Below are 14,766 nucleotides of genomic sequence, written 5' to 3'. Positions count from 1 at the left end.
ATACCGATCTTAAAGAAAGTGCAAAAAACAGCCCTTTCGAATGTTTTTAACGCACAAACGGCAAAAAATGACCAATATCTAAATTAGTACGCCCTGTACTGCTTATTAATGTTCCCTGATAAAAGCGTCAAAGGTCCTTTAATCAAGTGCTAGATCCTGACAAAAAACTATCAATAAATGAATACAACAGCTCACTTAGCTACCTTTTTTACAGAAAGCTGATTAAAAAAGGGCTGAATTGTCGATTTATCCAGCTAACAAACAGTTTTTTTGCACTCTAGTGATTTTTATTGTTGACACTTTGCCATGTCGTCATTAATATTTCGCCCCGTTGAGAGATATGCTTCCCCCTTAGCTCAGTTGGTTAGAGCGACGGACTGTTAATCCGCAGGTCCCCCGTTCGAGTCGGGGAGGGGGAGCCAAATTTCTGAACGTAATAACGATTCCCCCTTAGCTCAGTTGGTTAGAGCGACGGACTGTTAATCCGCAGGTCCCCCGTTCGAGTCGGGGAGGGGGAGCCAAATCGTTATATGTGTTGTTCCCCCTTAGCTCAGTTGGTTAGAGCGACGGACTGTTAATCCGCAGGTCCCCCGTTCGAGTCGGGGAGGGGGAGCCAAACACACATTACCTCTATATTGTTCCCCCTTAGCTCAGTTGGTTAGAGCGACGGACTGTTAATCCGCAGGTCCCCCGTTCGAGTCGGGGAGGGGGAGCCAATTCCCAGAATGTATTAGACTTTTTTCCATCAATGCTCTACTCTACAAGCACCTTTATCGGTGATTCATCACTATAATGTTAGAAGCCGTTTTGGCACTTCAATAGGAAAATTATAGCGTTTTACTTTCCCCTGTGAACCCAAATTAGGTACTTTAAAATTTAGTGGCTGTAATACTTCATATAACTTAGCACTTATATATTGCTAGAAGGCAATTCTCCCATTTTCAGGTAGAAGATTAATAATGGCAGGCTTTAAAAAACTCATATTTTTACAATTTATTTCTTGGTTACTCTTCTCTGCGGTTGGCAGCTTTTTTGTCGCGTCAAGTTTTGACAGTGCCGTAAGCAAAGCACAAATGAGTGCCCAGAAAATGGTTAGCAACTATATCCAAGAAAAAACCATGACGGATATGACACCTGAACATATTCGATTATCTCTGAGTAATGGCGATGTTTTTTCTACATTTATAGTACGTGATTTTGCTGGGCAAACGATTTTACAACTTGGCAAACCAACACAACTGCCCTTTTTAGCAGATCTTATTTCAAACTCTTTTAATTCTATTCGACCTCAATTTGCGGTAAATAAAACGAAAGACATCAAAATTGAGTTTGTAATTAACGCCCAAAGCCAAGCTTCTCTTCTACAACAATCATTGCTATTGATGTTGCTCATTTCAGCGTTGGTTGCATTTATCCCTATTTTTTACATGCAAGCAATCTACAAAAAACTAAACCGCAACGTTAGTATGACCGTCGCAAATGCCGTTGATGTCTATATCACTCAGAATCAAGTAACCGAAAGTATTGAAGAAGACTTTAATACAGGTAAAGTGACAGAATTGGGGGCAGATCTTGCGCCTTCTTTTAACCGTTTGGCGCACTTTTTGAAGAGCAAACAAGAAGATATAAAATCCGCCGCACATTCAATAAAACAAGAAGCTTATAAAGACGTTGTTACAGGCCTTGGTAATCGCAATATGTTCGTTGAATATTACGAACATCAAATCGAGCAATCAAACAACAAAAGTTTTGGTACCTTAGCGATGATCCGCTGTAGTGAGCTACAAATGATTAACCAAACTCGAGGCTACCAAAAAGGTGATGAATATATACGCGCAGTTTCAGACATTGTGAAACATGTCAGTGGCACCTACACCGGCAGTCAAGTATTTAGGCTTAATAGTTCAGACTTTGCAGTAATTTTACCTAATGTGCCTTCAAAAGAAGCTGAACAATTTGGTGAAACATTACAAGCCAGATTCACTCAATACCAACAAAATCAAGAACTTGCTTCAGTTGCCAATGCGGGGATCGTCTCCTATGAATCTGGTAAACCTCTCGGCGAGCTGCTTTCAGTCGTAGACAATGCAATGAGCATGGCACAGAGCAAACAAGCCAATGCTTGGCATTTGCAGCGAGAGAGCGATATTGTTAATAACGTTGGTGCTGGTTTTGGTAATCAGAACTGGCGCAGAGTTATCAGGGAAGTGATCGATAGCCGACGCGTGAATCTCATGATGCAAAACATCATGCCGATAGGCAAGAATGTTAAAGCATACGCAGAAATCCAGTCTCGATTTAAAACTGAAGATAATCAAATGCTGCCAACCGCCTCGTTTTTGGCCATGGCAGAAAAGTTAGAAATGGCCATTGAGATTGACCAGTTAATCATTGATAGTTCTTTAGAGTTAATCAAGACGCGCAACTTTAATGAAAAGTTTTTTGGTATTAATGTCACGGCTTCTAGCGCCCATAGCGACCAATTTGTTATTTGGCTAGAGAGACGCTTACTTAAAGATGGTAACTTGGCGTCAAAGCTTATCTTTGAAGTGAGCGAGTTTGGTTTACAACAAAATATTAAAGCCAGTAAGCGCTTTATTGATATGGTACATAGAGTCGGAGCCCGCATAACCGTAGAGCGATTTGGTGTAGGTCTCACCTCATTTAAATTTTTCAGAGATTTAAAACCAGACTTTATCAAAATGGATGCCAGCTACACCCGCGGTTTAGAAGAAGACAAAAACAACCAGTATTTTATGCGCCTTATGGTTGATTTGGCACACCGCATTGGCGTTAGTGTTTTTGCTGAAGGCGTTGAAAGCCAAGAAGAAAAACACATTGTTGAAACGCTTTGTCTCGATGGTGTACAAGGCTATTACATCGAGAAACCAAAAGAGATTTAAACTTACCAAGTTGGAGAGAGTCATACTCTCTCCATTTTTTGTCAACATTCCCTACCAAAATCCTCTATCACCCCAAATAAAGTGTACTAAATGTTGTGATCTCGACGATGAAAATTGTTAGAATTTCTAGTCTTATAACACGTTGAGAAACGATGATTGCGAGTTAAGGGGCATAAATGACAGAGTATATGTTGTTGCTTATCGGCACGGTGCTGGTAAACAACTTTGTATTAGTACAGTTTTTGGGTCTGTGCCCATTTATGGGCGTTTCAGGAAAGCTAGAAACCGCTATAGGCATGTCTTTAGCCACCACCTTTGTACTAACTTTGGCTTCAGTAACCAGTTACTTGGTCAATCAATATATTCTAATACCGCTAGAACTCACCTTTTTACGTACCATGAGTTTTATTCTGGTAATTGCAGTAGTTGTGCAGTTTACAGAGATGGTGGTCAGAAAAACTAGCCCAACTCTTTATCGTTTACTTGGTATCTTTTTACCATTGATTACAACTAACTGTGCGGTACTAGGTGTTGCACTTCTCAACATCACTAAAGAGCACACCTTTATCAGCTCTGCTGTGTATGGCTTCGGTGCTGCTGTTGGCTTTTCACTTGTTTTAGTTCTTTTTGCGGCCTTAAGAGAAAGGCTTGCAGTTGCCGACGTGCCAGTGCCTTTCAAAGGAGCTTCAATAGCAATGATCACAGCAGGTCTCATGTCACTTGCATTTATGGGCTTTTCTGGATTGGTGAAGATTTAACATGACGCTTATTTATGCTCTTGTAGCGATAGGTGCGCTAGCACTCGTTTTCGGGTTAATTTTAGGCTATGCCGCGATTAAATATCGGGTAGAGAGTAACCCTATTGTTGAACAACTTGACGCCGTTTTGCCACAAACCCAATGTGGCCAGTGTGGCTACCCAGGCTGCCGCCCCTATGCGGAAGCAATCGCCAATGGCGATGAAGTCAATAAGTGCCCACCTGGTGGTGAAGCCACAGTTAAAAAACTCGCCGATTTAATGGGAGTCGAAGCAAAACCTCTAGCGGGTGGTGAAGAAGCCGAACCGGTAAAAAAAGTTGCGTATATTCGTGAAGACGAATGTATCGGCTGTACAAAATGCATTCAAGCCTGCCCTGTCGACGCCATCGTTGGTGCAACACGTCAAATGCATACCGTTATTGCTGATGAATGCACGGGGTGTGACCTATGTGTTGAGCCCTGCCCTGTAGACTGTATAGATATGATCCCAGTCGCCGAAACAAAACAATCTTGGAAATGGCAAATTAATGCTATTCCAGTGAAACAACTTGACTGAGAGGTTTAAGTGGAAACATTACTTGAACAAATAGAAAGCGGAAAACTGTGGCAATTTCCTGGTGGGATCCACCCTCCTGAGCAAAAGTTCGTTTCAAATCAAATTGGCATTGGCAACTTACCGTTACCTGAGTACTTGGTGCTCCCTCTAAAGCAACACATTGGTGCCAATGGGCAGTTGCTGGTAAATAAAGGCGAACATGTATTAAAAGGACAAGTACTGACGCGCCCAGGTACTAACTGGTCTCTGCCGATACATGCGCCAACTTCAGGCACAATTGCAGACATCAAACCAATGCCATCAGCCCACCCCTCGGCGATGCCTGAGCTGAGCATAATTCTAACGCCTGACGGCGAAGAAACTTGGTGTCCACTTACTTCTCGAGAATCTATTGAAGGCTTAGACAGCAAAGCGCTTATTGATATTCTGCACCACGCTGGTATCGCAGGAATGGGTGGAGCGGGCTTTCCAACATACGTAAAAGCGGATAGCGCAAAACAGATCGAGTATTTAGTCGTCAATGGAGTGGAATGTGAGCCTTACATTACCGCTGACGATATGTTGATGCGCGAGCACGCAAAAGAGATCATCTCTGGTATAGAAGTTATGATGTCTATTTTATCTCCGCAATACACGCTGGTAGGCATTGAAGACAATAAACCACAAGCTATAGAGGCAATGCGAACCGCTGCAAATCACAACGATAAAATACTGATCCGCGCGATTCCAACTAAGTACCCTTCAGGGGGCGAGAAACAACTGATTAAAGTACTTACATCAAAGGAAGTACCAAGCGGTGGTATCCCGGCAGATGTAGGCGTACTGGTTCAAAATGTTGGAACCTTATATGCGGTCAGCGAAGCGGTGTATAAAGGCAAGCCGCTGATAGAGCGTGTTGTAACTGTCACAGGCAATACCATCCATACTCCGCAGAATGTTTGGGCATTATTGGGTTCCGAGGTTAAGCACTTATTGCACAGTCAGGGGTTTACGCCGGTTGAAGATCAGCGCGTGATTATGGGTGGGCCTATGATGGGCTTTACTCTGCCGACCGTCAGGATCCCTGTTATAAAAACCACCAACTGTATTTTAGCACCAGATAATCAAGAACTTGCAGTTGCAGGTCAAGAACAGGCTTGTATCCGCTGCAGTGCCTGTGCAGACGCCTGTCCACAGACACTTCTACCTCAGCAGTTACAGTGGTTTGCGAAAGGCCAAGAGTACGAAAAACTAGAGGAATATAATCTATTTGATTGTATTGAATGTGGTGCGTGCTCTTATGTTTGTCCAAGTGAAATCCCACTGGTGCAATACTATCGTGTCGCCAAAGCTGAGATACGCGAACAAAAGCTGGAGAAAGTTAAAGCAGAGCGCGCGAAAGAACGCTTCGAAGCACGTAAAGCGCGTCTAGAGCGTGAACAAGAAGACAGGCAAAACCGTCACAAACGACCAGCGCGCACAGCGCCTGCAAAAGACAAAGTTAAAGTCTCAGAGGCACTGGAAAGAGTTAAAAGCAAACGACCAGAGCAGTCCGCTGTTCAGGCTGCGATTGAGCGAGCAAAAGCGAAGAAAGCTGACGATGATACATCTACGCTTGAGCCGGATAACAGTGCCGTTGCATTAGAGCGCGCTAAGCGTAAAGAGCAAGCTAGAAAGTACAAAGAAGAAAAGGCTCAGTCGAGCGATGATAGCGCACCAAAAGATGCCGTCGCAGCAGCCATAGCACGTGCCAAAGCGAAGAAGGCAGCCAAAGCAGCACAAGAAACAAATGTACCAGAGCAAAAAGATTCAAAGAAAGCCGCTGTTGCAGCCGCAATTGCCCGCGCCAAAGCCAAAAAAGCAGGCCAAAGTGAAGTTTCTGATGCTGAAGCCGCTGCATCAAGTGATAAGGATCCGCGAAAAGCTGCTGTTGCCTCAGCCATTGCGCGCGCTAAAGCCAAGAAAATAGCACAAGGTAACGACCAAGCAGATGAAACTGCTGTACAAGACAGTGATGCAGCCGACCCGCGTAAAGCAGCTGTTGCTGCTGCCATAGCCCGTGCTAAAGCGAAAAAAGCAGCTAAGGCCGAAGAAGAAGCGCAGCCACATTCAGACAAGCCTGCCGAACAAACTGACGCAGAGCCTGAAGATCCACGTAAAGCAGCAGTTGCTGCTGCCATAGCCCGTGCTAAGGCTAAAAAAGCCGCTAAGACCGCAGAAGAAGCGCAATCGCATTCAGGCGAACCTGTCGAACAAACTGACGCAGAGCCTGAAGATCCGCGTAAAGCAGCGGTTGCTGCTGCCATAGCCCGTGCTAAAGCGAAAAAAGCCGCTAAGACCGCAGAAGAAGCGCAATCGCATTCAGACGAGCCAGCCGAACAAGCTGACGCAGAGCCTGCAGATCCGCGTAAAGCAGCGGTTGCTGCTGCCATAGCCCGTGCTAAAGCGAAAAAAGCCGCTAAGGCCGCAGAAGAAGCGCAATCGCATTCAGACGAGCCAGCCGAACAAGCTGACGTAGAACCTGAAGATCCGCGTAAAGCAGCGGTTGCTGCTGCCATAGCCCGTGCTAAAGCGAAAAAAGCAGCTAAGGCCGCAGAAGAAGCGCAATCGCATTCGGACGAGCCAGCCGAACAAGCTGACGTAGAACCTGAAGATCCGCGTAAAGCGGCTGTTGCTGACGCCATAGCTCGTGCTAAAGCGAAAAAAGCAGCTAAAGAAGCTGAGCAACAAACCGTATTAAGTGGCAATACAAAAGAAGCGAATACACTGACCGACTCGGAAACAGCGCAACTCAGCCCTGAAAACAAAAGAAAAGCGGCAATTAAAGCAGCGGTTGAGCGTGCAAAAGCAAAGAAACAAGCCCAAGAACAAGAAGGAAATGACCTGTCATGAAATTAACCATGGCTTCCTCGCCTCACAACCACAGTCTCAAATCTGTCAACAAGTTAATGACTTGCGTAATGTTAGCTTGTATACCTGGCATTTTGGTACAAAGTTACTTCTTTGGTATTGGCGTACTTGTACAACTCGCTTTAGCCTTGATTTGTGTCAGTGCGGCTGAAGCCGCAATTTTAAAAGTTCGAAACCGCCCAATATGGCCAACCTTAAGCGATGGTAGCGCTTGGCTAACAGGGGTGCTTATAGCTGTTAGTATTCCTCCGCTAGCCCCATGGTGGGTCGTTGTTATAGGCAGTGTGTTTGCAATAATTATTGTGAAGCAATTATATGGTGGGCTAGGTTTTAACTTGTTCAACCCTGCAATGGCAGCTTACGTATTACTGCTCATTTCATTCCCTGTACAAATGACAGCGTGGCAGCCCGTAAATGACTTATTGGCAACCCCACTCTCTTTTGTTGATCAACTGAGCCTAATATTCACAGAGACTACACAAGCAGGTATCACCTTAGATGCTGCACGACAGGTCATTGATGGCGCAACAAGCGCAACACCGCTGGATCATATAAAAACCGCAGTTTCTCAAAATATGACAACGACAGAGGCCATGGACAACATCGCTTTCAGCCGCTTTGCAGGCGAAGGTTGGCAGTGGGTAAATCTTGCTTACTTGCTTGGTGGACTTTACTTACTAAAAGCAAAAGTCATTAATTGGCATATTCCTGTTGCGATGTTGGTATCTTTGAGTGTCTGTAGTGCACTAGGATTTGTATTTGGTGGACATACGGGTGTTGCGTTTCATTTATTGAGTGGCGCAACGATGATTGGGGCTTTCTTTATTGCGACCGATCCGGTGTCAGCTTCAACGACCAACTTGGGTCGCTTAATCTATGGCGCTTTGATAGGCCTGCTTGTCTATTTAATTAGGCAGTTTGGTGGTTACCCAGATGCGATTGCATTTTCGGTATTGTTAATGAACATGGCGGTACCCCTAATTGATCACTATACCCAACCACGTACTTATGGACATGGAGCTCGCAAATGATATTAGCATCAATGAAGAAAAATGGTGCAATTCTCACCGCGTTTGCACTGGCTACAACAGGAAGCGTTGCGTTAGTGCAGCAATTAACTGCACCTCGTATTGAAGCACAAGAAAAAAACCACTTAATGCAAACGCTGACACAGGTTATTCCTTCGAACAAATATAACAATCAACTTTACTTAGACTGTATTGAAAGCAATGCTTCAGAGCTTGGGCCTAATGGCCCGCACCGTATTTACCGTGCAAAGCTCGATGAAAAGCCAGTTGCTTTGTTAGTTCAACACATCACTCCCGAAGGCTATAGTGGCAATATAAATATACTCACTGCGGTATATGCCAATGCCTCTATCGCGGGGGTTCGAATTACGCAACATAAAGAAACGCCAGGATTAGGTGATAAAGTAGAAACCAAAAAGTCTGATTGGGTTTATTCATTTAATGAACAACAAGTCACAAATGAAAATGACATCCGCTTTAACGTTAAAAAGGATGGTGGTGTCTTCGATCAGTTTACTGGCGCAACGATCACGCCAAGAGCGGTAGTCAAATCTGTGAGCGCCGCAACGTGGTATACACACCAAAATTTTGATGCGCTCTTTGCGCAAGACAACCTATGCCAGCAGGAGACGCTATGAGTGAGTTCAAAACCCTAGCACACGAAGGGTTATGGAAAAATAATGCGGCCTTGGTACAACTTCTGGGCTTGTGTCCCCTACTTGCTGTAACTAGCACAGTGACTAATGCTCTCGGTCTAGGGGTAGCCACCTTACTTGTTTTGGTTGGCTCAAACGTGACAGTCTCAGTCGTCAGAAATTGGGTACCAAAAGACATTCGCATCCCTGTATTTGTCATGATCATTGCCGCATTTGTAACAGTAATTGAATTACTTATGAATGCTTTTACTTTTGGTCTCTATCAATCACTAGGGATCTTTATTCCCCTGATTGTAACTAACTGCGCCATTATTGGACGAGCAGAAGCCTATGCATCGAAAAACTCACCATTACTCTCGGCATGGGATGGCATCATGATGGGTCTGGGGTTCGCTGCAGTGCTGGTGATTTTGGGGGCAATGCGAGAATTAATTGGTCAAGGGACGCTATTTGATGGTGCAGAATTGCTCTTAGGTGAATGGGCAACAGTGCTGCGTATTTCAATCATCGACTTTGATAACCAATTCTTAGTGGCGATATTGCCGCCAGGTGCGTTTTTAGGTTTAGGGCTCATAATTGCGGTTAAAAACTATTTTGATGAGCGACAAAAAGCGAACAACCAACCCGCTTCAACTGCGGAAAAAGCACCTCGCGCACGCGTCACAAGCCTTACTTAACACAAACTATAACACCCGCACTACCGTCAATTGTGTGGGTGTTGTAGCTAGATGTAATAACTATATCTAACAACTTGCAAGTAAACCGTCATGAATAAAACCAAACGTCTTGAGATCCTCACACGGTTGCGCGAAGACAACCCTAACCCAAAGTCAGAGCTCGAATACACGACCCCGTTTGAATTGTTAGTCGCCGTAACCTTATCCGCACAGGCCACCGATGTGGGCGTGAATAAAGCCACGAGAAAGCTTTTTCCAGTTGCAAATACCCCAGAAGCCATTGTCTTTCTTGGTGTAGAAGGGCTAAAAGAGTACATCAAAACCATAGGCTTATTTAACTCTAAAGCCAGTAATGTACACAAACTTAGTCAAATACTCATCGACAAGCACGGATCTGAAGTACCGCAAGACCGCGAAGCACTGGAAGCATTACCTGGTGTAGGCAGGAAAACCGCGAATGTCGTATTAAACTGCGCATTTGGTTGGCCGACAATCGCGGTAGATACCCATATTGATCGCATATCAAACCGCACTAAATTTGCCATGGGTAAAAACGTGGTTGAGGTCGAAAAAAAGCTTGAGAAAGTTGTACCTGCTGAGTTTAAAGTCGATGTACATCACTGGCTTATTTTACATGGCCGCTATGTTTGTACCGCTCGCAAGCCTAAGTGTGGTTCTTGCCTCATTGAGGATTTGTGTGAGTTTAAGGATAAAACCGAATAGGCTTGTTTTAAGATCAGAGTTATACAGATAATACACTGTTCTCACTCGCATTGCGGTACAAGTGCACTTAGCTATTATTTTTAAAGAACTAGTATACTAACAGCATGGTCTAATTTAGATAGCACTATGCCTTTTTCTTATCATGTATAAGTGCTTTGTACTCTGATCCACTCTTTAATCCACAGGTATGGCTCTCCGTATTTTTAAATGTAATTGGAATTGTTTGCCCACAGGGAAGCGCATTATAATTAGGTGGTAAATTTGGTCCACACTTTTGCACATCAAAGTGTAAATGAGGGCCGCCACTTTGCCCTGTATTACCACTTAACCCGATAATATCTCCCGCTTTTACTTTATCCCCTTCAGATACAAATGACCCATTTTTTGTAAGGTGGAAATACCTTGCTACTGAGCCATCATCATGTTGAATAAAAATGTAGTTTTCTTCCAAATCTATATTATTTCCATCTTCAAAAACTTCTCGAACACTTACGACTTCGCCTTCTCTGGATGCCAGTATGTTTGTACCAATAGGCATTACAAAATCTATTGCAAAAGTACCTACCCCATTATTTGAAGCGCGATAATGCTCAGTTGCAGCATAAACACTTCTGGTAGTACCCACCTCGTATGGTAGCAAATAAACTGAATTTTCTAGAGCTGGAAATACCGTGCAATCGACTACTGGTTTTGAACAAGCAGTTAAAGATAAAGGGATAAAAAACAAGCTTACAAACAATTTCTTCATTCATATTTTCCTCTTTAAACAGTATTAGTCGCTAAAACTACAACAAAGGTTTAAAGGGGTTGAAAATAAGACCGATGCTCAAAAAAGCGAAAATATTCACTTGGAAAGAAAATGAAAAAGGCCACAATATAAACGTTTAATCTACCTTAATTCTGTTTTGGCTGGCCAACAATCGCCGTTGATACGCATGTATTTCGCGTATCTAATCGCACTAAATTCGCCATGGGTAAAGATGTGGTCGCGGTGGAAGAAAAGCTCGAAAAAGTAGTACCTAAAGAATTCAAAGTAGATGTACACCATTGGTTGATCCTGCATGGTCGATACATATGTACAGCCAGAAAGCCCAAATGTGGTAGCTGTATTATTGAATACGTGTGTGAGTTTAAAGAAAAGATCGAATAGAAAACAGTACTTGCAGTGGAAAACACTCTCCCACTGCAAGTCGTCCATTGAGTCAGTAATTAATTACTTTTCATTTAATAGCCGCCTAGCGTTGATAAACTTTCTTGCAAGTAGGCTACTTCCAAGCATGTGGGTTAATTGATGGTACCATCCAGCAAACAATACTCTAAGCAGCCAATAAAAGAGAATGCCTATCATCAGATAAATAAGGGCACTGCTATCAATAAAGTCAGGCCAGCTATCTGACGAGTTTGCCGAGAAAGACATCACCGCCCCTAACATTGCGTAACACGCCCTCCATGTATGTCTGACTATACGGTGCTTTCCCGAGAGACCACCACTTATGAGCATCTTAAGATCTAAACAGGCGGACATTGCAGCAACAGCGGAATGAATCGTCAAAATCATTTTAAAAGTATCTGGAATATCAGCAGTAGACACAAAATAACCCTACCGTGTTCTCTTTTCTTAACACCACCGTCCACGCAGTCACACCATGGTAGAAAGTCAGCATTGCCATGGTAGCCCCCATTGAGCAACGTCGCTGTCCCTATCATAACTAACATGGTTAGGAAAAAAGACTTCCAGACCATCTATGCTTGGTTTTTCCTTTAGCAAAACTTAACGCACCAATACCAAACAACAACAATGAACCCGCTATAATATGTAACGTAAGCATTACGCCTCCTTGAAATATTATTTAACGTGTTAAATTCACTGCATCTTTATCGACTGGTTTTCACTGTAAAACTACAGCCCAACAAATCGAACAACATTAACCCAAATGTTAACCATCACTTGCGTTAATAAAGTGACATAATGTTGATATTCTAAGTACCATTGAAGTGTTACAAAACGTTATGTGTAACCATGCTAAGGAGATTTAGTGACCTGCTTTTCAAGATGAATATTCTCTACCCTCATTTTTTAATGCCGCTTCGCATTAAATACACTTTGAGTATGTGTATTACTTTAGGCAAAGAGCCTGCCTCATTTAAAAACATCTACAAATTTCATGTCGTTGCGTCGATAGCCTTAATTATACTATTGCTCAATGAATGCTTTACTTGAATTCCAGCAAAATTGGTTGGTAAAAAGTATGGCTTTATCACAAAAGCCATACTTTTTATTTAACGCTGAAACTTAGCAATAAACTGATCAACGAGAGATTTTTGATCTGCTAACGCTTCTTGTGTGTTGGCCATGGTGGCTAATGAATTATCAGAGCTCTCTAATGAATCCGTCGCTAACTGTGAAATCGTAACGGCATTATTATTTAGCTCATTACTTACCCCTGACATTTCCTCTGTTGAAGTTGCGATTTGATAGTTCAAACTTGAAATGTCGTTCACAATGGCATTAATACTGTCTAATGACGCTTTAGTCCCTTCTGCTTTCTCAACACATTGGCTCGACTTTTCAACGCCATTCTGGATAGCCTGTACTGCTCGCTCTGCCCTTTGTCGCAAATTTGCGACGATATCATCAATCTCTTTTGTGGAATCCTGAGTACGCTGCGCTAATGCTCTTACTTCATCTGCAACTACCGCAAACCCCCGCCCTTGCTCGCCAGCTCTTGCAGCCTCAATTGCAGCATTTAAGGCCAACAAGTTAGTTTGCTCAGAGATACCTCGGATCACGTCAACAACCCCGCCTATATTAACCGTTTGCGCATTCAGATCTTCTATATCGGATTGCGTTTTTGTCAGCTCTTCAGAAAGCGTGTAATTGGTCTCCATATTATCATTTACCGCTGTACTGCCTTCTTTTACGGACTTTAATGCTGCTTCTGATTGCTGCGCCGCATTGTTTGTATTTGACGCAATCTCTTGAATTGTCGCGGTCATTTGATTAATAGCAGTAGCTAAAGAACCTGTTTGCGCTTGTTGGTTGTTTAATAACTGGGCGCTTTTATCACATTCATCTACAGTTTCTTTTGCATGTCCCCTTACCGTATCACTGGCATCTTTTACTCTTCCTAGCACTGCTCTCAATTCAGATTCTCGCGCCAACAGTGCTAATTCAATTGCTGCAATATCGTTTACTTTATCGATATAGATTTTTTGCATCAGAGGGTTATCATAGACTTTACGCGCTTTTTCACTCAACTCCCTTACAGGTGAAAGACGCTGATAAGTTAAAAATAAGGCCACTACCACCAATACAGTTTCTAAGATGTATGACCAAGGAGAAGGTAGCGAAGCGAACACCATACTTAGTATGTAAAATACACCAATAATTAGCATCATCTGAGTAGGCAGAGACATGGATGCACGTGTAAAGCTCTCTACAGAGGCACCATCATTGAGTTTTTGGTAAATTTTTTCTGCGCGATTAATCACTTTGCGATCAGGTTTAGTCCTAACCGATTGATATTCTACTGTTTGCCCAGAGCCATTCGTTATAGGTGTAACATAAGCATTCACCCAGTAATGATCTCCATTTTTACAGCGATTTTTTACCATACCCATCCATGGCTTACCTGACTCAATGTAATTCCATAGATTTTGAAAAGCTGCTTTTGGCATTGTAGGATGCCGCACAATGTTGTGTGGCTTACCTTCTAACTCGTGTAACTCAAACCCAGCGACCTCACAAAACTGCGGATTTGCATACTTTATTTGCCCTTTAGTATTTGTTGTAGACAATAAATTATAGGAGCTGGGATAGTCATACTCCCGGTTTGTAAAATTAGATCTTCCTTTAGCCATGGCAACTCACTCTAAATAAAAAAGCAATAATAAATTATTACTTCTACGCGAGCATGACAATAGTGATGAAAAATTGTTCTATATCAAACTATTGAATGAACCAAAGTCGTTTTACAGGTGTTTCTACTAAACCATAACGTTATTATTTATTCAATTTAGTAACAATAGAACAGACAAATAGACATCTTAATTTTTAAAGTAGTCCATAGATTTGCCAAAAATCTCTGCGCAGCATCAAAGTAAAAGTTAGCAAAAGCTTGTTAATTAGCAAGTATTAAGGAGGTAATAGAATTATACAGGAAAGTAAGTGGCGTCCCCTAGGGGATTCGAACCCCTGTTACCGCCGTGAAAGGGCGGTGTCCTAGGCCTCTAGACGAAGGGGACAAAAATTTGCTTATTGAAGTTTAGCTTCAATAATTTTTTGTTAGCGTGAAGGTCGAGTACACGAGACCGAACCTCATTTTAACAAAACAATTTTGTGTCACTAGGACTGGTTATTTAGACTCTTACCATGCGAGTTTGGTACTTACTAAAAGTAAGTGGCGTCCCCTAGGGGATTCGAACCCCTGTTACCGCCGTGAAAGGGCGGTGTCCTAGGCCTCTAGACGAAGGGGACAAAAAATTTGCTTATTGAAGTTTTGCTTCAATAATTTTTTGTTAGCGTGAAGGTCGAGTACACGAGACCGAACCTCATTTTAACAAAACAATTTTGTGT

Annotated in this window: 11 protein-coding genes, 6 tRNA genes and 1 pseudogene; 13 read left to right on the top strand and 5 right to left on the bottom strand. The window is 42.9% G+C overall.

Annotated features, from left to right (window positions below):
* Positions 1–345: 345 nt before the first annotated feature.
* The 12 genes from N482_RS06740 (at position 346) to nth (ending at position 10,190) form a co-directional block, all read left to right on the top strand.
* Positions 346–422: transfer RNA gene (locus N482_RS06740), tRNA-Asn, on the top strand.
* 22 nt (positions 423–444) lie between these two features.
* Positions 445–521 (top strand) — tRNA-Asn (locus N482_RS06735).
* A gap of 18 nt (positions 522–539) precedes the next feature.
* Positions 540–616: transfer RNA gene (locus N482_RS06730), tRNA-Asn, on the top strand.
* A gap of 23 nt (positions 617–639) precedes the next feature.
* Positions 640–716 (top strand) — tRNA-Asn (locus N482_RS06725).
* Positions 717–959: 243 nt separating this feature from the next.
* Positions 960–2,903, top strand: a complete 1,944-nt coding sequence (locus tag N482_RS06720) for an EAL domain-containing protein (protein WP_063376318.1) — start codon at positions 960–962, stop codon at positions 2,901–2,903.
* Positions 2,904–3,079: 176 nt separating this feature from the next.
* Complete coding sequence (gene rsxA / locus N482_RS06715) at positions 3,080–3,661, top strand: electron transport complex subunit RsxA (protein ID WP_063373222.1); 582 nt, start codon at positions 3,080–3,082, stop codon at positions 3,659–3,661.
* A gap of 1 nt (position 3,662) precedes the next feature.
* Positions 3,663–4,217 (top strand): electron transport complex subunit RsxB, encoded by a 555-nt coding sequence (gene rsxB / locus N482_RS06710; protein ID WP_063376317.1) that lies wholly within the window; start codon positions 3,663–3,665, stop codon positions 4,215–4,217.
* A 9-nt stretch (positions 4,218–4,226) separates the two neighbouring features.
* Positions 4,227–7,088, top strand: a complete 2,862-nt coding sequence (rsxC, locus tag N482_RS06705) for an electron transport complex subunit RsxC (RefSeq protein WP_081227807.1) — start codon at positions 4,227–4,229, stop codon at positions 7,086–7,088.
* Complete coding sequence (rsxD, locus tag N482_RS06700) at positions 7,085–8,137, top strand: electron transport complex subunit RsxD (RefSeq protein ID WP_063376316.1); 1,053 nt, start codon at positions 7,085–7,087, stop codon at positions 8,135–8,137. The genes rsxC and rsxD overlap by 4 nt, the downstream gene beginning before the upstream one ends.
* Positions 8,134–8,772, top strand: coding sequence for an electron transport complex subunit RsxG (rsxG, locus tag N482_RS06695; protein WP_063376315.1), 639 nt, complete (start codon positions 8,134–8,136; stop codon positions 8,770–8,772). The genes rsxD and rsxG overlap by 4 nt, the downstream gene beginning before the upstream one ends.
* A complete protein-coding gene (locus N482_RS06690; protein WP_063376314.1) occupies positions 8,769–9,467 on the top strand; it encodes an electron transport complex subunit E in 699 nt (232 codons plus the stop codon). The genes rsxG and N482_RS06690 overlap by 4 nt, the downstream gene beginning before the upstream one ends.
* 90 nt (positions 9,468–9,557) lie before the next feature.
* Complete coding sequence (gene nth, locus N482_RS06685) at positions 9,558–10,190, top strand: endonuclease III (RefSeq protein ID WP_063376313.1); 633 nt, start codon at positions 9,558–9,560, stop codon at positions 10,188–10,190.
* Between the two features lie 124 nt (positions 10,191–10,314).
* On the opposite strand, the gene N482_RS25895 is transcribed toward nth, so the two are convergent.
* Positions 10,315–10,938: a M23 family metallopeptidase gene (locus N482_RS25895; RefSeq protein ID WP_063376312.1), complete on the bottom strand. Its 624-nt coding sequence runs from the start codon at positions 10,936–10,938 to the stop codon at positions 10,315–10,317.
* Between the two features lie 156 nt (positions 10,939–11,094).
* Here N482_RS25895 and N482_RS06675 point away from each other — a divergent pair.
* Positions 11,095–11,340: pseudogene (locus tag N482_RS06675) on the top strand (endonuclease III); the annotation flags it as partial.
* A gap of 63 nt (positions 11,341–11,403) precedes the next feature.
* Here N482_RS06675 and N482_RS25545 read toward each other — a convergent pair.
* The 4 genes from N482_RS25545 to N482_RS06655 form a co-directional block, all read right to left on the bottom strand.
* Positions 11,404–11,781, bottom strand: coding sequence for a hypothetical protein (locus N482_RS25545; RefSeq protein ID WP_063376311.1), 378 nt, complete (start codon positions 11,779–11,781; stop codon positions 11,404–11,406).
* Between the two features lie 689 nt (positions 11,782–12,470).
* Positions 12,471–14,051 carry a PAS domain-containing methyl-accepting chemotaxis protein gene (locus N482_RS06665; protein WP_063376310.1) on the bottom strand — a complete coding sequence of 527 codons (1,581 nt, stop codon included), beginning with the start codon at positions 14,049–14,051 and terminating at the stop codon, positions 12,471–12,473.
* A gap of 308 nt (positions 14,052–14,359) precedes the next feature.
* Positions 14,360–14,435 (bottom strand) — tRNA-Glu (locus N482_RS06660).
* Between the two features lie 156 nt (positions 14,436–14,591).
* Positions 14,592–14,667 (bottom strand) — tRNA-Glu (locus N482_RS06655).
* Positions 14,668–14,766: the final 99 nt, after the last annotated feature.

Origin of the sequence: Pseudoalteromonas luteoviolacea NCIMB 1942, from assembly GCF_001625595.1 — a bacterium.
GTDB classification, from domain to species: domain Bacteria; phylum Pseudomonadota; class Gammaproteobacteria; order Enterobacterales; family Alteromonadaceae; genus Pseudoalteromonas; species Pseudoalteromonas luteoviolacea_A.
Note: the sequence above shows the minus strand (reverse complement) of the source record. Positions and strands in the feature narration are given on the sequence as shown.